Below are 23,349 nucleotides of genomic sequence, written 5' to 3'. Positions count from 1 at the left end.
ATGATTTTTTTCAATTATTTGAGAAATACCTAGAGGTTATCGTAATAATAAAGTAACCTAAATTTTACTTTTTTTATGATATACTAAATTATTGTAAACAAAATTTATTAGTAAGGAGATTTAAAAGATGAGAAAAATAAAACACAAAGGATTTCTAATAGCTCTAGTTTCTGCACTAATTATAAGTTCATCTTTCATTGCTTGTGACATGAAAGGTAACAAAAGCAATGTGGAAAGTGAAAAAGCTAATTTAGAAAATAATACTCAAAAAGATGAAGCTTCTAGCAATAAGGAAAATCCTACAGATAATACTAGTGAAAAATCAAATTCCAATGCTGAAGCTACTAATAATAGATTTGAAGGGTTAAAAACTACTTCTGAAGATATGAATATTCCTGTTTTATGTTACCATGATGTAACTCCAAACAATCCAAATAATAATGAACTTTTAGTAAACCCTGAAAAATTCAAAGAACAACTTCAATATTTAAAGGATAATAATTATACACCTATAACTTTAGATGAACTTTATGATTATCTAAGAAATAATAAACCTATTCCTGAAAAATCTGTTGTTATAACTCTTGATGATGGATATAAAGGAAACTATGAATATGCTTATCCTTTACTAAAAGAATTCAAATTTCCTGCTACAATATTTGTAATTTCAAATTATGTTGGAGCACAGGATTATATGACTGCTGATCAATTAAAAGAAATGTCTAATAACGGTATAGAAATAGAAAGCCATACTTTTAAACATGATGACTTATCTACATTAGATGAATCTAAACAACTTGAAACTCTAAAAGATTCTAAAGTAGCTTTAGAAAAAATCATTGGAAAACCTGTAGATTTTGTTGCTTATCCTTTTGGAAGATATAACTCTAGTACTAGAGTTGCAGCAGAAAAAGCTGGATATAAATTAGGTTTTAATTTAAATGGAAACTTTACTGACAGAAAAGACAATAATTTTAACATGGATAGAATTTATGTTAGTAATAATGATTCCTTACAAAAATTTGAAAGTAGATTAACTGGTAGATAATTTTTTAAAGCTGTAACAAAATAACTTAAATATAAAATTTATAAATAATCTAAAATAGTATATTTATAAATTTTATTATTTAAACTTTGTTACAGCTTTTTTATATCCAAATCATTAATTACTTTATATCGAAAAACAATAAATATTTATTGATTATTTTTATTTTTGATGATATACTATGCTAAATTTAATAAGTAATTATTTCTTAAAACAAAAAAATTATTGTTAAATTATATATAATGAAAAGGAAGGAAAATTTTATGAATTCCATGTATGATGTTGCTATTATAGGACTTGGCCCTGCAGGCTCTACATTAGCACGATTACTTTCTAAAGAATTTAATATTATTGCTATAGATAAAAAATATACTATTAACAATGGTTTTCAAAAGCCTTGTGGTGGATTACTTTCCTCCCATGCTCAAGAAGCCTTTGCAAAATTTGATATGACTATCCCTAAAGATATTTTAGTAGATCCTCAAATTTTTGCTGTTAAAACTATAGATTTAGATAGTAACTTAATTCGTCACTATCAAAGATTTTATTTAAATCTTAATCGTCATAAATTTGACTTATGGTTAAAATCCTTAATTCCTAGCAATGTTGAAATCCATAATAATTCTACTTGTTCAAAAATAGAAAAAGTTACTGATGGCTATAAAATTACTTTTTTTGAAGATGGATCTGAACACATAATAAAAGCTAAATATTTAGTTGGAGCTGATGGTGCTAACTCTATAGTTCGCCGTACTATTTATCCAACTAAGAAAATTCGAACTTATATGTCTATCCAACAATGGTTTGCAGAAGAACATGAAAATCCTTTCTACTCCTGTATATTTGATGAAGAAAATACTGATTGTTGTTCTTGGTCAATTTCTAAGGATAATCAATTTATTTTTGGTGGTGCCTATCCTTTAAATAATCCTAGGGAGAAATTTGAAAACCAAAAGAAAAAGTTAGAAAAGCTTGGTTTCAAATTTGGTGAACCATTAAAAACAGAAGCTTGTTTAGTTTTAAGACCTTCTAAATATTCTGATTTCTGTTGTGGAAAAGATAACGCCTTCTTAATTGGTGAATCTGCTGGTTTTATTAGTCCAAGTTCCTTAGAAGGAATAAGTTCAGCAATAAATAGCGCAAATTACCTAAGTGAAATTTTAAATTCCAATAGTAAAAACCCTAATAAAAAATATAGATTTAAAACTTTTAAAATTAGGCTTAAAATATTTTCAAAGTTATTTAAATGTCCTTTTATGTACAATAGATTTTTACGTAAGATTGTTCTAAAAAGTAGATTGCAAAGTATAAGTATAATTTCAAGTAAAAAGTAAAGAAGCTGTATTTATACAGCTTCTAAAAAATAATTTATTTAATATCATTTTTTATTATTTAACTGTTTCAACGCTTGTTTTAATTTTTCAGGTATAGGTACTCCTAAGGCTGCACAATTTTCTAATATACTTATACCCTCATTCATTATATAGAAATAAGCTATAAGTGTTCTAAACATCCAAGTTCCATTATCTAGTAATCTATCTAGCATAACAGCAACTAAAAGAACAACTAATATAAGACCCTTCTTAGTTATTCCCCTTAATCCTATATTCGAACATAATTCCTTACTTTTACACCCCTTAATTACCCCAGTTAAATAATCTAAAAAAATAAATACTAATAAAGTTATTAGTGGAATATCCCATGCACCAAATATCCAAGTGAATAAAGTTCCTAAGGATACAATCCCCCACTTTATATAATTTATTATATTCTCCATAAGAACTATACCTCTTAAACTTAATTTAACTTTTGTTACCTATATCAATATATAATATTTATAATTCTCTTTAATTGTCCTTATTTTTCAAATATACTTTCACTAATAATATTTAATTCATAATCACATTTTAAAATTTTTAAAAGAGTTTAATTAATTCTCACCTTAATAGAACTTATACCAAAAAAATACATAAAATTTATATCAAATTCCCTAAATATTTATTGATTCATCTTCTCTTAATATAAGAACTATAACTAAATCTTTTTAACAAAGTCAGCCTTAACAAAACCGTTTTTACCATACTTAGTTGTTATTCTATACCATCCAATATAATCTGAGTCTACCCAATCAATTCTAAATATTTCTCCATCATCTATAATTGCAACTACTTTTGAATCTGTAGTTCCTCTCTCCCTTACATTTAAGAAATCACTTACATTGTAGGTGGTAGCCATTTGAAATTTTTCTACATATTTAGAACTTACATATCCAGTAATATTTTTGTATTCAATAAGGTACCATCCTAAATAATTAGAATCTACCCACTTTATCATAAATTTCTCTCCGGCTGGTATCTTCCCTATAATCTTAGAGTCTATCTCCCCTTTTTCTCTTGTATTAAGATAAGTTGATACATTCTTAGTGGTTGCATTATACAATTTAAAATTATTTTTTACATCTAATATTTCTTCTTTAAATTCATTCATATCACAATTTCCTGATACACCAGCTACATTCCCTTTATCTGAATATTGAAACCCAATCCAACTACTCCAAACTCTATTATCCTTTGGTGCTTTTACTCCATATTCAGCTATCCAAAGGGGATAAACTCCTAATCTATTATCTAAATTATTATTTGCAAAGCTTGTATAAGTGTAAACAACAACCTCTCTATTTGTTATCTTTCTTACTTCTTCTAAGAATTCTATACACAAGGTGGTTAGTTCATACGCACTTCTACCCTCTGTAGTTTCAACATCTAAGGCTAATTTACAATCATAATCAGTAGCCCCTATCTCATTTAAATAATCAATAAAATATTTAGCTTGTCTTTTTGCATTTTTATTAGGCTTAAAGAAATGATAAAAACCAACCTTTAAGCCCTCAGCTTTTGCTCTTTCATAATTTTGTTTTGCATATGAATCCTTAAAATAGTCTCCCTCTGTTGCCTTAATATAAACTACTTCAATCCCCTCATTTTTTACACTTTTAAAATTTATATTACCTTGCCAATTTGACACATCAATTCCATTTAAATTATTACTATTTCTTCCTTCCATAAATTACTCCTTCTTTTGTATATTTTTTTATATTACATTCTATGATTTTCTTTACTAAAGCTACATAACTTTAATTATTCTTTTTAAGTTTTTATTTATTAAACCCTATCTTCATAATATAAAAAGTGAGTCACTTAAAATTTGTAAACTTATATTTTATTTTTAAAAATTATTTGACAGAAGCTTATAAAAGATATAAAATTAATTTATACAATTTAATTGTATACAATTAAATTTAACAAAACAGATTTAGGAGGATTTTATTATGAAACAAAATGAAAATGAAGTTTTATTAAAATTACAACAAGGAGAATTAGATGCAGTTCTTGTTTATAGAAAACTTGCTGAACTTGCTAGTTCTGAAGAAGAAAAAAATGTTTTATTAAGCATAGCAGCAGATGAAGGAAGACATGCCTCAATAATAAGAGAATATTCAAAAGAGATTTTAAAACCTTGCAATAAATCATCTGAAGAAATAGAAGCTGCTTATAAAAACTTAGGTAAAGAGAAAGTTTTTGAAATGCTTATAAATGCTGAAATTAATGGTGGCCCAGTATATGAAAAACTTGGAGAAGAATTCCCTAGACTTAAAGAAATAGCTAAGGATGAAATAAAACATGGTAATTTATTAAAAGTATTAATAGGAAAAAGCAATCTAAACTAATTTAGATTGCTTTTTCTATAGTGTTAAATATATATCTAGAATAAATATCCCTAAAATACAGCCTAGTATTTAAAGTTTATTTAATTTACTTCTTTACTAGCAAACTGACTATTATAAAGACTTTCGTAATAACCACCTTGCTTCATTAACTCTTCATGAGTTCCCTGTTCAATTATATTACCATCATTCATTACTAATATTAAATCTGCACTTCTTATAGTTGAAAGTCTGTGAGCTATAACAAAGCTAGTTCTATCCTTCATTATATTTCTCATGGCCTTTTGAAGTAATAATTCTAATCTAGTATCAACTGAACTTGTGGCCTCATCTAGTATTAATATAGCTGGATCTTTTAAAATTGCTCTAGCTATAGTTAAAAGTTGCTTTTCTCCCTGAGATACATTTGAAGCCTCTTCATTTAATAACATATTGTATCCGCCAGGTAATGTTTTTATAAAATGATGAACATTTGCAACCTTTGCTGCCTCTATTATTTCTTCTTTAGTGGCATCAAATCTACCATACCTAATATTATCATAAATAGTTCCATTAAATAGCCATGTATCTTGAAGAACCATACCAAACATAGATCTTAAATCTTCACGTTTCATATCTCTAATATCAACACCATCTATTTTAATTGAACCCCCTTGAACATCATAAAATCTCATTAAAAGATTAATAAGAGTAGTTTTACCTGCTCCAGTTTTTCCAACAATGGCAACCATATGACCACTTTTGACATCTACGCTTAAATCTTTTATAAGTGGCTTATCTTCCTTATATCCAAATTTAACATGGTCAAAAGTTACATCTCCCTTTGGCTTCTCAATTTTTATAGCATTATTAGGATCTTTAACCTCTTCTTCTTCCTCTAAGAATTCAAAAACCCTATTAGCGGCAGCCACTGCTGATTGTATTGCTGATGATAATTGAGTTACTTGAGATAAAGGCTGATTTATTTGCCAAATATAACGTATAAATGCTTGAAGATTACCAACGGTAATTCCACCACCTATAGCTATTATAGAACCTACTACCCCTACCACAGCTATTCCTAAATAAGTAACAAGACTTATTAAAGGTGACATTATACCTGATATAAATTGAGCTTTAAACCCTGTTTCTCTTAACTCTTCATTTACCTTTACAAATTCATTTAAGGCATCATCTTCTTTTCCATATAACTTTAATTCATTAAAGCCTGTGTACATTTCTTGTACTTTTCCATTAAGATTTCCTAAGGCCTTTTGTTGACTATTAAATAATTTCTGAGATTTAGAAACTATTATCTTTGTAATTAAAATACTTAAAGGTATTATTAATGTTGCAATTAATGCTAGCTTAATATTTATTGAATACATCATTATCAAAGCTAATCCTACAGATAAAAATGCATTTATTACCTGTACAAAACTTTGCTGCAATGCATTAGAAATGGTATCTACATCATTAGTGATTCTACTTAGTACATCTCCATAACTATTACCATCAAAATATCTTATTGGAAGTCTATTTATTTTTTTCTCAACTTCATTTCTAATATTTTTCATGGTATTTTGAATTGCATTAGTTAATAAGAAACTTGCTATAAGAGTTGATCCTGTACCACCTGCATAAACTAAAAATAATAAGATTAATACCTTAAAAATATAATTAAAGTTAACTGAAGCTCCAGAAACTCCTCTTATAATTCCCTCAAAATCCTTAGTTAATTGAGTTATTATTAATCCTTCTGTTCTTGGTGCTATAGCAGTGAAAACAGCTGCTGAAATTATAAATAAAATAGCTCCTAAAAAAGCCCACTTATACTTACCAACAAAAGGAGAAATCTTTTTTACTACTGATTTAAATTTATTCATTTGCTAACTCCTCCTCTGTAAGTTGTGATGTTGCTATTTCATGATAAATAGGACAATTTTTTATTAATTCCTTGTGAGTTCCTATTCCAACTACTTCCCCTTCATTTAGAACTATAATCTTATCTGCATCCATTATAGAACCTATTCTCTGAGCCACTATTAATACAATGGCATCCTTTGTTTCAGCTCTAAGTTCTTTTCTTAAGATTGCATCTGTTTTGAAGTCTAAAGCTGAGAAACTATCATCAAAAATGTATATATCAGGCTTTCTAACTATTGCCCTAGCTATGGAAAGTCTTTGCTTTTGTCCACCAGATACGTTAGAACCACCCTCTGTTATTATCTCATCAAATTTATTAGGCTTATTTGAAATAAATTCATAAGCCTGTGCAATTTTAGCTGAATCCTCAACCTCTTTATACTCTGCATCTTTCTTACCAAACTTTATATTATTTGCTATGCTACCAGTAAATAAAAGAGTCTTTTGAGGAATGAAACCTATTTTTTTACGTAGATATTTTAAATCATAATCTCTTACATCTACTCCATCTATTTTTATACTTCCCTTAGTAACATCATAAAACCTTGGAATTAAGTTTATAAGTGTACTCTTACCACTACCTGTACTTCCTATAAAGGCAATAACTTCTCCCTTTTTACCACTAAAGGATACATCTTTAATTACAGGCTCCTCTCCATTTGGATAAGTAAAAGATACATTTTCAAACTCTATTGTTCCCTTGTTTTCTGTATCCTTTATTCCATTTTTAGGACTTTTTATTATTGGTTCTGTATTTAAAACTTCCATAATTCTATTAGCAGAAACCTGTGCTTTTGGATACATTACAAAAACCATAGAAAATAGCATTATTGAAAACATTGCATGGAATAGATATTCAATAAAGGCAACTAATTGACCAACTTGAAGTGTTCCTACATTTATCATCTTACTAGATATCCAAAAGATAACTATAATAGCGATATTAAGTAAGAAAAAGAAAAGTGGTTGAGATATTGCCATAAGTTTATTTAACTTTTTAGCCACCTCTGCATAGGATTCATTTGTTTCATCAAATCTCTTCTCCTCATACTTTTCATTTCCAAAGGCTCTTATTACCCTTATACCAGTTAAATTTTCTCTAGATATTCTATTTAACTTATCTAACCTTTTTTGTAACTTTTCTGATAAAGGTTCAGAAGTTTTAGCTATTAATATAACCCCTAAAATTATTATAGGAATTACCACTGCTAAAACTAAAGATAAGGAAAGGCTTGTTTTAAGTATCATTACTAAACTTATAGTAAACATAACTGGTGTGATTAAAGCCATTTTTAGAAGTGTGTTTGTAAATTGTAAAATAACAAAAGGATCGTTTGTAGTTCTTGTTATCATAGAAGAAACTCCAAACTCATCATATTCTGTATGGGAAAACTCTTGAGCTTTTTTAAATATATCATTTCTAATATCCTTAGTTATTCCAGTTGAAATCTTAGATGAACAATATCCAAGTAATATTGTTCCCATAACACCAACTATAGAAATAACTACTATTACTAGGCCCATTTTTTTGATATAAGAAATATCATTATTTATTATTCCAATATCTATAACTTTTGCCATAATAGTTGGAATTCCAAGCTCAACTAAAGCAAACCCAAATACTGATATAACATTTAAGATAAAAATTGATTTGTAGTTCTTTAAATATTTTAGTATTAGTTTCATTTCTATATACCCCTCCCTTTCTCAAAAATTTTATAATGTAATTATTAATTATACCAAAACTAAATCTTTCTCATAAGTGTATTTTTAGTTATTTATATGTTAATTTTGTTCATATCCTTTAATTAATATATTTAATCTTAAGTTTATAAGTTCTATTAAATATTATTATACTAAAAATATATTTTTAATATTTATAGTATAATATTTTAAATTTTATCCATATTGATTTATATTATATTTTAGAAATATTTAAAATACCAAAATAAAAAATAGACCATAATAACTGCCCCCAATTTTTAAGAGGTTGCTATTTATCATGGTCTATTAAATATACTTACTATATTATATTTTTATTTTAATCTAAGATTATTATGCTTATAATCCTAAGCACTTTTTACTTAGATAATTCCATATTCTTTTAATAATTTTTCTATGTCAGTTCCTGCTATTTGTTTCATTACTTTTCTCTTTGCTAAAGGTGGTAAATCAAGTTTTGGTTTTTCACCATCTAATAAACATACTCCAGCATTTAATAAGTAACGAATATCATATCTTGATGCATATACCTCAGGTACTCCCTTTTCAACTCCAGTTAATACATATACTGCTTCCATAGCTGTACGTCCTGAGTATTCAATAGTAAATACTGTATCTCTTCCTGGATCATCTAAAGTTTCTGCAAATTGTCCAAGGAAAGCAAAGTTAACTGCATTCTTAGGAACAACATAAGGTCTGTCTCCAAATTCACGAGGCATAAATTGTGAAGTTATAAATGGCATCATTACAGGAATTGCTGTACAAGACTCAGCAAGTTCTTCAATTTCATCAACTGGAACGCCTATATGGAATAACCATTCCTTTGTAATTTCCTTACCAGTACAATCTCTCATAGGTTTCTTAATATAATCACCATCAACATCTGAGAATAATCCATATACCCAAACTACTACATCTTTTTCTGGTTGGCCATAATATTGTTCTTGACGATTTATAGTCCAACTCATTAGCCATGAGGAATCCACAGCTGTAACTATTCCTCCTGTTACAGTCTTTCCTCCATATGGTGAACGTTTAGTTATTTTTTCAATGTATTTTGGTACACGTTCATCATGACAAGTTACTGTACAAGATTCCCAGTTTGATTTTTCAGTGTCTGTACAGAATTTATCTGGATGTCCAAATTCATCTGATTGTTTAGCAATATTTCTCCATAATTCCCAGCATCCTTGTGGTTCTTTATTAAATGGAGCAGGAGTATTATCATCACCATATCCTGAACCTTCTGTCATAGAACCATTAGTTATGAATACTAAATCATTTTCAGTTAAGTTTACAGAAATATCTTTTCCGTTTTTATCCTTAGCAACTATTTTTTTAGCCACCTTTTTATCATCGCTTATGTCGAATTCTACATTTTCAACATGTACTCCATATTCAAACCTAGCCCCATTTTCTTTTAAGAATTTAACCATTGGTTTTACAAAAGATGTATATTGATCATGTCTTGAGAATTGCAGTGCTGAAAGTGTTGGTAATCCACCAACATGGTGTATAAATCTATTCATATATAATTTCATTTCTAAAGCACTATGCCAGTTTTCAAAGGCAAACATAGTTCTCCATAATGTCCAAAAGTCTGTATTTAAAAGTTCTTCAGAGAATATTTCATCAATTGATTTATCTTGAAGTTCTTCATCTGGTATAAGAACAAACTCTGCTAATTCCTTAGCTAAATCTTGTCCTAAATTAAATTTAGCGTTGTCATATCTTTCTCCATTTTTATGAGTTATACGACAATTACTATAGTTTGGATCATCATAATTTGTGTAGAAGAAATGATCTAATACTGTCATATTTGGATCTTCAGTAGATGGAAGTGAACTAAATAAACCCCATAAAACTTCAAAGTGATGTCCCATTTCACGTCCACCACGAGCTACATAACCTAGATTTTGAAGTACTTCTCCATCTAAAGAGCCTCCTGGAAGATCTAATTGTTCAAAAAATGTTATTTTGCTACCATCCATATGTGCATCTCTAATTAAAAAACATCCTGCTGCTAATGCACCTATTCCAGTACCAATTAAATATGCACTTTTATTTTCAATTCCTTTAGGTTTTCTAGCATGTACTAATGCATGATAGCTTCCATTTGTTAAAGTAAGTCTGTCATCATGTGTTTTAAGTTTCATAAAATCCCCTTCTTTCTTAAAACTAGCTATAAGTTTTCAAAACAAATCTTAGCCTTTTTAAATCAATCCTTGATTAATAAGTTATAATCTTATGAATATAAGATTTTATTTACTAAGTGTAAGTTTTAAAAATAACTCTAACTTCCTTTAAATCTATAATATAACCTTTTACCATATATTTCATTAGATAAATAAGGGGAGTGTTCAAAGTTCAAACACTTAAACACATCTGACTAAAAATTAGGCATAACTCTCTTTGTGCCTAAATTTCTAAAGATTTCTTAAAAGAGTTAAAAGATTTTTATTAATCATTAGGGTATTTCCTGATTAATTTATTAATCCTATAAATTATTTCTCACCAATTTTATTAAACTCTTCACTACGCTGAAGTGATAATTTTATATTTCCATCAAATAATTTTCCTATTCTTCTTATGATGGCATCTGGATCTTCCTTCATTCCAGAAGAAATCCATTGAATTACCATTTCTGTAAGTGCACATTGATAGAAAGTTGCTATTAGTTTCATGTCATATTCAGAAGCATTTATTCCATGGCTTAACTTCTTAACATACCTCTCCATCATGTTTCCTGAAACATTGTAAATATAATTAACTAATTCTTCCCTCTGCATTGAATTATATACATGATAAATTACTTTCTTATTTCCTAAGGCAAACCTTGTTGCTAGTACAAAGCTTTCCTCCCAAGACATAGTGTCATTATATTCATCTATAACATTTTGAAGCTCAGTTTGAAAAAGTTCAGATAAAAGCTCATACATATCTGAATAATAATAGTAGAAAGTATTTCGATTAATTCCACAAGCTGATGCTATATCTTTTACAGTAATCTTATTTAGCGGTCTTTCATTTAACAACTCTATAAATACGCTACGAATCATTTTTTTAGTATATTGCTGAGCCAAAAGAATCTCCCCCTTTTGATTTCTATTAATAAATTATAACATTAACTTTATATTTTTTCATAAAATGGATATTAAAAAAGTACATATCAATTAAGACATGTACTTACTATAAAATTAATTATTTTCTTTTATAAATAATAGGATCATCATATCCAAAGGTTCTTTTTCCATTGACCTCTATAGTTTCAGATACCTCTAATTGTTTTTCTGAAAAACGTTCAAATAAAGTAAATTTCATAATAGGAGAGAAGTTACTAACACTTCCACCTTCCCAGAAATTTTCTTTAAACACATAAAAAGCAGGAGTAAATTTTTCAGATATTTTAAGATCTGAATAATCTATTAAATTCATATTTTCATAATTAAAAGATTTTTTATCATAACCTTCTGGAATTTCATAAGAAGTAAGCTTTATTCCTTTTGTTTCTTCTGTAAACAAAAATAGATGTGGTGATGCATGTGTTTTACCATTAGAAGTATAATAGCTTTCTTCTAAAAGAAATTTCCCTTTAAAATTTTCCGGCAAATTTTTTATCTTATTATTACAAATTGTATTAACATGTTCTGCAAATGGGAAATCCTTAACTCCATTATTTTCAAAATCCTTGAATTGTTCAGAGTTATCAAAATTTCCAATTAATAAGCTTAAAAAACAATCTAAATTACTCATATTTTACCTCCATACAATTTAATAATTTTAAATAACCAATTTAATTAATTATACTATTTTTTTCCCTTACTGTCATTTACTTATAATAACTCTAAACTTCTTTTCTTAACCACCATATTAAATTTTATGGAGAGCAACTTTTATTAATAATATTTCTTAAAAATAATAATTTTCTTACTTTTCCTAGTAAATAAAATAATGCTTACTTAAGATATTTTTTAATATAAAAATAGACATTGAATTTTTGTATTCAATGTCTATTAGTTTAGTAATTAACATTTAAAATTATCGAACTAAATTTCTCATTATTTCTTTAACTTTTTTATTATTCCAATTTTTGAAGCCCCTTAATTGTATAACTTTTTATTTTTATCTTCTTTCTCTTTATCCTTTATAAAATAAAAAATTCTCGTTCTTTATTTCTTATATAATTTTATTATTAAAAAAAACTGTATACTCTACTGCATTACTTTAACCTTTGAAGATTCTTCTTTAAATTGTTCATATGAATTTGCCCAATCAAACTTAACATAGTCTTCACTATTTTTTGATACTACTTTAAAATGCTCTTTTCCACAATGTATTTTGAATTTTTCTACTTCCGATAAATCTGCTTCCTTTTTATCAAATTTTGTTTCAACTATAAAATAAATTTCTGCTTTACCATAATTATTTTTGTAGACTACAGCCCAGTCTGGAGAATAGTTTCCATAAGGAGTTAATATTACAAACCCTCCCTTTTTAATCTTAGTAAAGAGTAATATATTAGGATCATTTTCTAAGGATTGTGCAAATTCTAATTCTTTTTCATTATCAAATTTATAATACTCATTAATAGCCTTTCTTTTTAAGCTATTTGCTTTATAAGTTATAATTTTGGGGTCATTTAATTCTGTTGCATTAATCTCATCTATTGAAAATATAGTCTTACTATCAAACTTATACCCATTTAAAAGTTCATAAGATATTTTATCTTTTACTTGGTGTCTTATGAATATTTCTTTTATTATCATCATTACATCATCTAAATAATCTTGACTATTTAATATTTTTCTATTTTTAATTTCTTTTAATATTTTACTTATAGTCATTCTCGGCAATTCTGTACCAACCATTATATAATTTATGATTTCAAAATCACTTTTAACTTGGATATTTTCAACTACTTCTTCTGTTATAAATTCAGTAGACTTTTCAAATTTAGCTTTATTATTTTCATCAATATAATGCATACCTTCACTATGCTCAACTATATTGCTTATTTCCTTACAATGAAGAGTATTATTTATTTCTTTAATGCAATCTTCTATGAAATTATCTTTATTAATATTAATTTTATATATAGTTTTTTGAGCTAATCTTTCATTAATTCCTTTTAATAGCCTTTTAAAATCAGCTTCCTTAACATATGATTGCATTTTATTTTTAACAGGGGTTAAATCACCATTTTCAATATTAATTTTCTTAGAGCCTTTGCTTTTCATTTGGTTTACAAATTCTTTTCTAATATTAGCTGAGTGTTCTTTTAAAGTTTCATTTTTAAACTGAATTTCACTAAACTTTTCTTCAGCATCCTTTTTAAGAATATCATTTTTATCTATAAGTCCATTTTCTCTTAATTCATTTCTAAAAGCAGTTGTTAATTCTGATGTTATTTTTTCTATTGGAATCCCTGCTTTTTTGAATACTATATTTATAACATCATTAGTTACTTCATCCTTGTTAAATCCTGATTCTTCATCATAGCTTTGTTGAAGTTTTTCACTAAAGTGATCATAACTATCATTAGCCACCACAGTTAGAACATTTAAACTTTCATCCTTGCATCTATTCCCCTCTGTATCAACAGGAAGTCTTAATCCCCTTCCTATTTCTTGCTTCTTAGCTATTGAATTGCTACTATTTTTTAGGGTACAAAGAGTAAATACATTAGGATTATCCCACCCCTCTCTAAGTGCTGAGTGAGAAAATATAAATGCAAGAGGCTCTTCAAAAGAAATTAATCCATCCTTTTTCTCTAAAATCAATTCAATACCTCTTTCAATATATTCTTTATCCTTAGCTTTTAAAGAAATTGAAGAATCATTTCCATCCTCATTCCATCCCTCAATTTCTTTAACTATTGTACTTCCTTTTTTCTTATCAATAGCAAAATATCCTTGTCTTACTTTCTTAGTGTCCTTATATTCTTTAAAATAATCTGGATACTTTTCAAAAATCTTATTGTAAGTAGGGTCAGAAATTACTTCATTATAAACTGAATCAAATATTTTTAAATATTCTCCATCCTCTCCATCTTCTCCTCTTACCTTACTTACCCTATCTATAAAGAATAAACTTAAAGCTTTTATTTTCTGCCCACTTTCAAGAAGATTAAATTGTTGTTCTAAATGAGATTGTATGGCTATTTTCATTTGAATTCTTACATTTTCCTTTTCTGAAAATGGACTTAAACAATCCCCTTCATTTATTTCAACCAGTCTATCTGAAGTTTCTATTTTTAAACTCTTTCCTTTAAAAGGATTCTCAGCTATTCTAAAATTTCTATATTGAGGTAAATCTCCTGATAACTCAAATATATTTCCATTACTATCTTGTCTAACCTTAAAAGTTTTCTTAGTAATTTCTTTTCCCTGCTCAGCATAAAAAATTTCAATTTTTGCATATAAATCCTTGGTAAATTCTAAATATCTTATATAAGGAAAATCTGTTGGAACAAGTTTATTAACAGTTTTAACTTTTATTCTTTTAACAAGCTTGTCTCTATATGCAGCATATGAATCCAATTTATAAGTGGGATTTATAATCTCATTATGAGTAGCTGAATATCTTAGTGTAAATGTAGGTTGAATCTCATCTATAGCTGATAAAGAAGATGTTCTTTTCTTACTATTCTTACCCCCATCAAATTTTTGTGGTTCATCAATTATAACAACTGGATGAAGTTGTCTTATTTCATCCCAAACACTTATATTTTCAGTATTTTTCTCATGATCTGTATTTCTAAGAATATTAGTATCCTTATTAAAAGCTTGAGTATTCATAACTAAAATACTTAAATCCTGACTATCAATAAATTTCCTTCTAACACTTTCTGCAACATCTTTAAGTTTAGAATTATAAATGAAAACATGTTTTGATATATCAAGTCCATCAAATTGTTCTGAAAAATGTTCATTAAGCATTTCTATACTCTTTTCTACTCCCATTCTAATAGGAACAGTAGGAACTACTATAATAAACTTTTTAAACTTTCCATCATACTTCTTATATAACTCTAAAATAGTCTTTAAATAAACATAGGTTTTTCCTGTACCTGTTTCCATTTCTATGGTGAAGGTTAATGTATTATTATCTGTTTCTACCTCATCATTTAAGATTAATCCATTATTAGATTGAATCTTTCTTAGATTATCTCTTAACTTTTTCCCATTAGAAATTTGATTATTTCTTCTATCAACAATTTCTCCTTGCAACTTTTCTCTAATTGCATTTATAGTTCCAGAATAAACAGAATTATCTATACTTTTATCAACATCACTAAAAAGAGAAACTACTGAATCAATTGCTTTATCTTGATGAGGCAAATTCTTTTCAAACTTAAACTTAACACTCTTACTCATAGCTTGTCCCTCCTATATCCAAAGAATCTTTTGATTCTTATTTCTAGGATTCTTCTCTTTAATCAAAGTTCTAAGTAAATTTATAGTATTAGTCTTTAAGTTAATATCATCATCAAAAGCACTATCCCTAAAAACAATCCAAGATAAAGAAGTTTCAATCTCACTTATCTTTCTAACCATTTCCTTAGTTATATTTTCCTCAAGACAAACAAGAATTGTATATCCAACTAAATAAGTCCTATCCCCTATGTAAGCTAACTTCTCTATTCTCTCAGTTAATTCAATATCTTGTCTCTTAAGCATCATTTCATAAACAACATCTAAATCTGTAAACCAAGGATTAAAATCTAATCTATCCTTATAAGATTCATTCTCTCTAAGTTCTTCCTGTGTTATAATATCCTTTTCTTCTACCCCATCATTAGACTTAATAGCCTCACTAATCCACCTAATATTAGTATCAGAAACCCTAAATACCTTAAATCCAATATCTAAACTCTCTATTCCTTCTTTATCTTTATTTTCTTCCTTAATTTTTTCTCCTGCTCTTCTAATTCTTTCTTTACCAATTTCACAAATATTTTTATAACCATTTTTATATGCTTCACTTTTCTCATTACATAACTCAGGTAATTGAACCATTATAAACTTACGATTTCCATTATCCTCTGAATTTAGTTGCATAACTGCATCAGCTGTAGTAGCACTTCCTGAGAAGAAATCAAGAATTATAAATTCTTTTTTTCTATAAGAAGCTATAATTTTCATTATTAGCTTAGTTGGTTTAGGATATTCTATCAAACCTTGAATTCCCATTAGTAATCTCATCTCATCATCAGCATCTTCATTTGAGCTCCATCCACTTTCAAACAAATCTTTTAGATTTAAATTAACTGAATTTTTATCTTTTCCAACTCTAGGCAATAAATCCTTTAATGCTTTATATCTAACTTCACTTACTATTCTTCTTATATATAAATCTTGTGTTAAATACAACTCTCTATTAATAGCATATTCATACATTGCCTCTTGACTATATCTCCAATTACCCTCTATAACTAATTCATTAGCTAACTTTCCATCTTTAATTATTAAATCTGAATGTAAAATTAAATTCATAGTGCCAGATGATATAATACTGCCTTTATTTAATATATAGTCCTTTTCTTTAAATTTACTTATAATACCTTTTGGTATTATTCTTATTTCTCTTTTATTACTTGCATTTACACAAGGATATGTTTCTTGATTATCATTTATTTCTCCAATTAACCCATCAAAATAATCCTTAACCTTCGAAAAAACAAGTATATGCTCTTTTATATTTGTTATAGACTTTGCTAAAAATGACCCTTTTTTCTTTTTCTCCCATACTAAATTAGCTATAAAATTCTCTTCCCCAAAGATTTCATCACATATCTTTTTTAAGTTAACTACTTCATTATCATCAATAGATATAAGTATAACTCCATCATCACTTAATAAGTCCTTAGCAACTTTTAACCTTGGATATATCATATTCATCCAATCAGAATGATATCTTCCACTTCCTTTTTTACTGGCTGTTAATCTTTCATTATATTCATCTATTGAACCTTCTAATTTTTCATATTTTTCTTTATCAATTTTAAAGTTATCTTTATATATAAAGTCATTTTCAGTATTATATGGTGGATCGATATAAATCATCTTTATTTTTCCATAGTAAGAATTTCTTAAAAGCTTTAAAACCTCTAGGTTATCTCCTTCTATATAAAGATTTTGTGTTGTTTCTGAATCTTTGCTATCTTCTGAAACGTATTTTAATGTTTTACCTATTATATCTTCATTAGCAGTTTTTATCGCTTCTTTTTTCCCTACCCAAGTCATGTTATATTTTTCTTTTTCATCTGTTTCTGCATATTTTCCAAACTCATTTAGTAATGCTTCAAAGTCTACTATTCCATCTTTAACTGCTGATGGGAATACTTCTTGAAGCTTGTCTTTAAATTCTGCTATAAATATTTGTTTATTATTCTCTACTTTATTTAATATTCCCACTGGTACTTTTTCAAAATTACTCATTTATTACTCTCTCCATATCCTCATAAGCCCTTTTTAAAATCTGTTATTATTCCATATTTACACTAAATATATATAGTCATACATAGGCTTCGCTTTAACAAATGCTTTAATTTGTTTTTTTCAATTATGTCATAAGAATTAAATAACATATCATTTGGATTAATATCAATTTGGAACTCTCTAGAAATTTCATGATTTGAAGGAATACTCCTAGTATCCCTAATAAGAAAATTAATATCTTTAACATTACTTAGATTCTTCTCAAGAAGAGAAAAAACAGACAAAGTTAATTTATCATTAACTATATTTATAAAAGAATTTTTCTTCTTCTTTAAAACCGTATTTATATTATTTACTAACTCTATATTTGAATTAATAAAAGAACTCATCTCAATATCCTCTCTAAAATAAGTTTAATATAAACTTATTTTACTATTATTACTTATTTAACCATATAAAATTATATCAAAATAAGAATAATTTAACAAATAATAAAACATCTAAGAATCTACACTTTCTTAGATGTTTTTACTTTTTTATCAAAAATAATTATATAATCTCTTATGTGAAACATAAGTAAGCATATCTTTATAATGTTAATTTATATATTTTCGCTTCCTAATAATGGCTATTGATTAAAAATCTAAAAATGAGTTTTTCCACAATGTGCTTTTATCATTAATCTCTTAATATGCTCTAATTCTCTTTCTTTTTTTTCATCAAACTCACCAAAAGTACAATCTTCATAAGAATATCTTAACTTATTTATTGAAAATAATTCTAAATAATATTTAAACCTTGTTATTACATCATCGATATCAAAACTTCTATACTCCTCAAGTGCTCCATCATTATGTCCATAAAATAATATATTGAATGTAGTCCTTATATATCCATTATAATACACATGATAATATTTTAAATCACTTAATAAATTATCACCAAAAGAAAATAATTTATTTTGCTTAGAACTAACTTTATTTCCCACATTAGTACAACTACCAAATATAGTATAAAACTTATCCTTTCCAGTTTTAAATTGAGTATTTATTATACACTCTCGTATAACTTCGAAAATTACCTCATCAAAATTTTCAAAATAAGTTATTTTATCTTCAATAAATATTGTCTTATTTATTGCATAATCTAAAAAATCGCTCATATCTAGATATAGCATACTTTCTCCTGCTAACAATGTTCTTAAGATTAAACTATCTAATTTTTTGAAACTATCTTTCTTATCTTTAGACTTTAAATTGTTTACTTTTTTACAATTTTCACTTAAAAATCTATAGTATTTTGAATCTTCAACTCCATATATAAACAAATTTTTCTTACATCTTGTGATTGCTGTATAAATTAATTCATCGCTTATTTTTTCATCACTATCTTCATCTAAAATTAATACTAAATTGTCTATTTCCAATCCTTTAAAGCTATGAATAGTACTTATTTTAAGTTTTCCACTATTCATTTGAAAATTATATTTTCTCGCTCTTCTTATTTCTATTAACTGTAAATTTGAATTTAAAGAATCTTTTATCTTTAAATATTCTTCCTCTTTTTCAAAAGTAATTTCACTATTTATTAAGTATGTATTTCTTAAATCATACTCTAGTTTTCTTAAACCTTTTATATTTCCACTAATAAAACAAATTTCATTATAACCAATTCTATTTTTTTTAGCATATTCTCTAATATCTTTAAATATTTCAATATATTCTAATTTATTCATACAATTAAATACTATATCTTGTCTTAAATTAACACCTAAATTTTGTTCAATGTTAAAAGCTAATTGTTCATTAGCTACCTCAATTTTATCTAAATTATATTTTTCTTTTAAGAATTCTTTTTGAAATTCACATGCTAATTTTGAAATTTCTTTTCCAATTCTAAAAGATTTATTTAATTCATTCCATCTTCCCGGTATATTAGTTGTAATTTTTTTGTCTTTATCGATTTCTGCCCTATGATATATATTTTGCTTTTCATCAGCAAATATTACAAATTCACCATCTGGTGCTAAAAAATACTTTTTAACTATATCAAACCATTTTTTATCATAATCTTGACCTTCATCTATGAATATAGCGTTATATTTTTTAATTTTATCTTTTATACATTCTAATGAATCTACAACAGAATTATAAAACTTATCTTTATTAAATTGATCTAACTCTGCATCTTCAAAATCATCCCATATTATTTCTCCATTATACTGATTTATTTTTTGATAAATAAAAAGATGAAAATGATTTATTTCAAACTTATTCCAATTAAAATTTTCTCTAATTATACTTATTCTATCTCTAATATAATTTCTTAATGTTATATTAAAAGTTAATATAAGTACCTGTGAGCCAGTCCTTTTCACTGCATTTACAGCTCTTCGAGCTAAAATTAAAGATTTCCCACAACCTGCTACCCCTTTAATCTTACTCTGTTTATTATGTGAACTTTTGCAAAGTTCTAATTGACTCTTGTCAAAAGTTAAATATTGTCCCATATCCTCAGTATGTATTTGAGGCTTCAATAAAATTAATAATTCCTCATAAATATCTTTATCAAAAAGTACATTTTTTATATCTTCAGCCCAAGATTTAATATCTTCTATAATATGTGAATTATTTCCCCATACTTTTATATAATTTAATGTCATTGTGTTTTCAAGACTAAAATACTGTTTTAAATAATTTTCTGAATGCAAATGAAAATATACTCCACATTTAACAACACCATAATAATTTTTATTGTATACTTTCCTTTCTATAAGCTTATTACTATAAAAGCCAAATAAATTTTTCTTATATTTCTCTACTTGTTGAAAAGGAGTTCTTAACCTTGTGCCATTCTTATTAAGATAAATTTCTTCCATTTTATTTGGATATTGTCTTAAATAAGTATAATGTTCTAAATTCCAATCTTTAACTTCAATTATATAAACACCTACATTAGGCTTCATTATAATAATGTCTGGCTTATCTCCATTTAAAAACGGCTGAAAATACACTTCATAGCTATCATCTAAATTTTCTTTAAGGTATTTTATTAAATATATCTCACCATCTTCTGGATAAGGTTTACTATTTTCTATTTCATCTATACTTGGTACTAAATTTGCCATACTTATCTCCCACCCTATTTAATATTTATACATCTAATTATAAAACATTTCCATTTTTTCAACAAATTTAATTATCCATATAAAAAAACTTTTAAAACAAAAAAATTATAAGGTCTCTATATATAATCTAACCTTTTTCATATTAATTCCCTACACATTTTTTTCATGCAAAAACACTCCAAAAGATCTTCTTTTCTTCCTCCAGAGTGTACTTATTTTTTCTTTTTATTTCCTTGTAAGCTATCCTTTAAAAATCTATTCTATTTCAACTTTCTTGGTTCCAGTTAAGCTTTCAGGGTATTTTTTCGAGTTTTATGTCTCTTTACAATTGTACTCCCCCCAAAAAGTCATACCAAAACATCCCCCTCAAACTCGCTTGTCTTGGTACACTCCCCAAATTATCGAACTAATTTTCTCCCCTTTTTCTCGTGGTTTTCATTACCCTTTTTCTTTTTCGACTTTTAGAGATTTCCGTAATTGTCTTACTTCTTCTCCTTTCTTTTCTCTGTCTAACCCTTATATCTTCTAAAATAAAAACCCTCCAAAGGCTCTTTTTTCTGCCTTTAGAGGGTACTATTTTTTTGATTTTTTATTAAGTTTTTTGACTTTTTGTAAATGCAAGCAGTTTTGTGACTGGTTTTAAAAAAGTCCGTCAACTCCAAAACCATTGGTATCACTGAATTATGACTGACCTTGCCGGACTTTATATATTTTCTACTCACTATATATACAATTAAATAAATTTCATTTTTTTATACTATTTTTTTAATTCCCTATATATAAAGAGTAAAAAAAGTTCGTCAATTCTAGCACACCCATTGATATCACTAAAAAAGCTCTGGTTTCAACTCTGTCATTAGTCTGTCACAACTCAGTCACACTAATAAGTTTAAACTTTACAATTATTTTTTTATTAACTTAGCTACATTTTCTACGTGAGATGTATTAGGAAACATATCCACTGGTTGAACTTCTAAAGTTTTATAGCCATTCTCTTCTAATATTGCTAGATCTCTTCCTAAGGTACTTGGATCACAGCTTACATATACTATTTTTTTAGCATTTATATTTGTTATGGCATCTAGTAATTTTTTATCGCATCCTTTTCTTGGTGGATCTACTACTACCACATCAGCTTTTACTCCCTTATTTATTAAGTCTGGAATCACCACTTCTGATTCTCCAACGAAGAATTCTACATTCTCTACTTTATTTTCCTTTGCATTTATCCAAGCGTTATCTATGGCCTGTGGAATTATTTCTACTCCATAAACTTTTTTAGCCTTTTGTGATAGGAATAATGTTATTGTTCCTGTTCCACAGTATGCATCAAATACCTCTTCATTTCCTGTAAGATTTGCATATTCTAAAGCCTTACCATATAAAACCTCTGTTTGAGTAGGATTTACTTGGAAGAATGATAATGGAGATATGTTGAATCTAAAGTCTCCTATGTAATCTGATATTGTATCTTCTCCCCATAGAGTTTTACTTTCTAAACCTAATATTACATTAGTTTTCTTTGAGTTTATATTTTGTATAACACTCTTTATTCCAGGAATATTTTTAACCATTAAGTCTACAAACTCTTCTTTATGAGGAAGTTTTTCTCCATTTGTAACTAAGACAACCATAACCTCATTAGTTGTAAAACCTCTTCTTATCATTATGTGTCTTACTATTCCCTTTTCATCATACTCACCATCTACATTATATGGTCTTATATTAAATTTCTCTATCCACTCTCTAGTAAGTTTAACAACCTTATCTCCTATTTCATCTTGAATTAAGCAAGATTCCATGTCGATAATATCATGACTTCTTGGAGCAAAGAATCCTATTTTAACCTCTCCATTAATTAACCCTATTGGTAACTGAACCTTATTTCTATATCTCCAAGGCTCTTCCATTCCTAAAGGATATTTAACTATGCTAGGATCTAACTTTCCAATCTTGCTAACACAGTCCTTAACTCTATCCCATTTAAAATCTAATTGTGCCTTGTAAGAAGCGTGCTGAAGTTTACATCCACCACATCTTTTATAAATAGCACAAGGGGGATTAACTCTTTCCTCTGAAGCTTCTAATACTTCCATAAGTTTTCCATAGGCAAAATTTTTATTAACCTTAACTATTCTTACTTTAACTTTTTCGCCCTTTAAAGCTCCCTCAATGAAAATTGGGTATTTATTATCAATTTTAGCTATTCCTTCACCCTCATATCCTTGAGAGATTATATCAAAAATATATTCTTTATTCTTTTCAACCATCCACTAAAACTCCCTTATGTATATTTAATCATCTATTCTCTATGGTTTATTTAAAAACCTAAATTTCATTTATATTAGAACAAATCACTTTAATTTCCTCTTAATATAAAAGCTAT

Annotated in this window: 15 protein-coding genes; 3 read left to right on the top strand and 12 right to left on the bottom strand. The window is 27.0% G+C overall.

Going from position 1 to position 23,349, the window contains the following annotated elements; all coding sequences use genetic code 11:
- Nucleotides 1-127: 127 nt before the first annotated feature.
- Together CPF_RS01875 and CPF_RS01870 are read left to right on the top strand one after the other, a co-directional pair.
- The gene (locus CPF_RS01875; protein WP_011590167.1) at nt 128-1,048 is read left to right on the top strand and encodes a polysaccharide deacetylase family protein; all 921 of its coding nucleotides are present in this window, start codon (nt 128-130) and stop codon (nt 1,046-1,048) included.
- 260 nt (nt 1,049-1,308) lie between these two features.
- The gene (locus CPF_RS01870) at nt 1,309-2,379 is read left to right on the top strand and encodes an FAD-binding protein (RefSeq protein WP_011590166.1); all 1,071 of its coding nucleotides are present in this window, start codon (nt 1,309-1,311) and stop codon (nt 2,377-2,379) included.
- A 44-nt stretch (nt 2,380-2,423) separates the two neighbouring features.
- Here CPF_RS01870 and CPF_RS01865 read toward each other — a convergent pair whose 3' ends face one another.
- Together CPF_RS01865 and CPF_RS01860 are read right to left on the bottom strand one after the other, a co-directional pair.
- A complete protein-coding gene (locus CPF_RS01865; protein ID WP_011590165.1) occupies nt 2,424-2,822 on the bottom strand; it encodes a phage holin family protein in 399 nt (132 codons plus the stop codon).
- A gap of 257 nt (nt 2,823-3,079) precedes the next feature.
- A complete protein-coding gene (locus tag CPF_RS01860; RefSeq protein WP_011590164.1) occupies nt 3,080-4,108 on the bottom strand; it encodes a GH25 family lysozyme in 1,029 nt (342 codons plus the stop codon).
- 265 nt (nt 4,109-4,373) lie between these two features.
- Here CPF_RS01860 and CPF_RS01855 point away from each other — a divergent pair, with 265 nt between their 5' ends.
- Nucleotides 4,374-4,772, top strand: a complete 399-nt coding sequence (locus CPF_RS01855; RefSeq protein WP_011590163.1) for a ferritin family protein — start codon at nt 4,374-4,376, stop codon at nt 4,770-4,772.
- An 80-nt stretch (nt 4,773-4,852) separates the two neighbouring features.
- Here CPF_RS01855 and CPF_RS01850 read toward each other — a convergent pair whose 3' ends face one another.
- From CPF_RS01850 to rlmD, 10 genes are all read right to left on the bottom strand, one after another.
- Entirely contained in the window at nt 4,853-6,634 is a 1,782-nt protein-coding gene (locus CPF_RS01850; protein ID WP_011590162.1) for an ABC transporter ATP-binding protein, read from the bottom strand.
- Entirely contained in the window at nt 6,627-8,360 is a 1,734-nt protein-coding gene (locus CPF_RS01845) for an ABC transporter ATP-binding protein (protein WP_011590161.1), read from the bottom strand. Before CPF_RS01845 ends, CPF_RS01850 begins: the two co-directional genes overlap by 8 nt.
- A gap of 398 nt (nt 8,361-8,758) precedes the next feature.
- Nucleotides 8,759-10,552, bottom strand: coding sequence for an oleate hydratase (locus CPF_RS01840; RefSeq protein ID WP_003461039.1), 1,794 nt, complete (start codon nt 10,550-10,552; stop codon nt 8,759-8,761).
- A 348-nt stretch (nt 10,553-10,900) separates the two neighbouring features.
- Nucleotides 10,901-11,479, bottom strand: a complete 579-nt coding sequence (locus CPF_RS01835) for a TetR/AcrR family transcriptional regulator (protein WP_003455253.1) — start codon at nt 11,477-11,479, stop codon at nt 10,901-10,903.
- Nucleotides 11,480-11,597: 118 nt separating this feature from the next.
- Nucleotides 11,598-12,149 (bottom strand): hypothetical protein, encoded by a 552-nt coding sequence (locus CPF_RS01830; RefSeq protein WP_004457634.1) that lies wholly within the window; start codon nt 12,147-12,149, stop codon nt 11,598-11,600.
- Between the two features lie 458 nt (nt 12,150-12,607).
- Entirely contained in the window at nt 12,608-15,772 is a 3,165-nt protein-coding gene (locus CPF_RS01825) for a DEAD/DEAH box helicase family protein (RefSeq protein ID WP_011590160.1), read from the bottom strand.
- A gap of 12 nt (nt 15,773-15,784) precedes the next feature.
- Nucleotides 15,785-17,836, bottom strand: coding sequence for a site-specific DNA-methyltransferase (locus tag CPF_RS01820; protein ID WP_011590159.1), 2,052 nt, complete (start codon nt 17,834-17,836; stop codon nt 15,785-15,787).
- Nucleotides 17,837-17,898: 62 nt separating this feature from the next.
- Complete coding sequence (locus tag CPF_RS01815; RefSeq protein WP_011590158.1) at nt 17,899-18,225, bottom strand: hypothetical protein; 327 nt, start codon at nt 18,223-18,225, stop codon at nt 17,899-17,901.
- 254 nt (nt 18,226-18,479) lie between these two features.
- Nucleotides 18,480-20,963, bottom strand: a complete 2,484-nt coding sequence (locus tag CPF_RS01810; RefSeq protein ID WP_011590157.1) for a nuclease-related domain-containing DEAD/DEAH box helicase — start codon at nt 20,961-20,963, stop codon at nt 18,480-18,482.
- A 902-nt stretch (nt 20,964-21,865) separates the two neighbouring features.
- Entirely contained in the window at nt 21,866-23,233 is a 1,368-nt protein-coding gene (gene rlmD / locus CPF_RS01805; protein WP_011590155.1) for a 23S rRNA (uracil(1939)-C(5))-methyltransferase RlmD, read from the bottom strand.
- Nucleotides 23,234-23,349: the final 116 nt, after the last annotated feature.

The organism is Clostridium perfringens ATCC 13124, assembly GCF_000013285.1.
GTDB lineage: Bacteria > Bacillota > Clostridia > Clostridiales > Clostridiaceae > Sarcina > Sarcina perfringens.
This window is presented reverse-complemented; position numbering and strand designations above follow the sequence as displayed.

Bases quoted from the DNA above. Each gene is read 5' to 3' on its own strand.
- CPF_RS01875 (WP_011590167.1), top strand. From the start codon at position 128: ATGAGAAAAATAAAACACAAAGGATTTCTAATAGCTCTAGTTTCTGCA.
- CPF_RS01870 (WP_011590166.1), top strand. From the start codon at position 1,309: ATGAATTCCATGTATGATGTTGCTATTATAGGACTTGGCCCTGCAGGC.
- CPF_RS01865 (WP_011590165.1), bottom strand. From the start codon at position 2,822: ATGGAGAATATAATAAATTATATAAAGTGGGGGATTGTATCCTTAGGA.
- CPF_RS01860 (WP_011590164.1), bottom strand. From the start codon at position 4,108: ATGGAAGGAAGAAATAGTAATAATTTAAATGGAATTGATGTGTCAAAT.
- CPF_RS01855 (WP_011590163.1), top strand. From the start codon at position 4,374: ATGAAACAAAATGAAAATGAAGTTTTATTAAAATTACAACAAGGAGAA.
- CPF_RS01850 (WP_011590162.1), bottom strand. From the start codon at position 6,634: ATGAATAAATTTAAATCAGTAGTAAAAAAGATTTCTCCTTTTGTTGGT.
- CPF_RS01845 (WP_011590161.1), bottom strand. From the start codon at position 8,360: ATGAAACTAATACTAAAATATTTAAAGAACTACAAATCAATTTTTATC.
- CPF_RS01840 (WP_003461039.1), bottom strand. From the start codon at position 10,552: ATGAAACTTAAAACACATGATGACAGACTTACTTTAACAAATGGAAGC.
- CPF_RS01830 (WP_004457634.1), bottom strand. From the start codon at position 12,149: ATGAGTAATTTAGATTGTTTTTTAAGCTTATTAATTGGAAATTTTGAT.
- CPF_RS01825 (WP_011590160.1), bottom strand. From the start codon at position 15,772: ATGAGTAAGAGTGTTAAGTTTAAGTTTGAAAAGAATTTGCCTCATCAA.
- CPF_RS01820 (WP_011590159.1), bottom strand. From the start codon at position 17,836: ATGAGTAATTTTGAAAAAGTACCAGTGGGAATATTAAATAAAGTAGAG.
- CPF_RS01815 (WP_011590158.1), bottom strand. From the start codon at position 18,225: ATGAGTTCTTTTATTAATTCAAATATAGAGTTAGTAAATAATATAAAT.
- CPF_RS01810 (WP_011590157.1), bottom strand. From the start codon at position 20,963: ATGGCAAATTTAGTACCAAGTATAGATGAAATAGAAAATAGTAAACCT.
- rlmD (WP_011590155.1), bottom strand. From the start codon at position 23,233: ATGGTTGAAAAGAATAAAGAATATATTTTTGATATAATCTCTCAAGGA.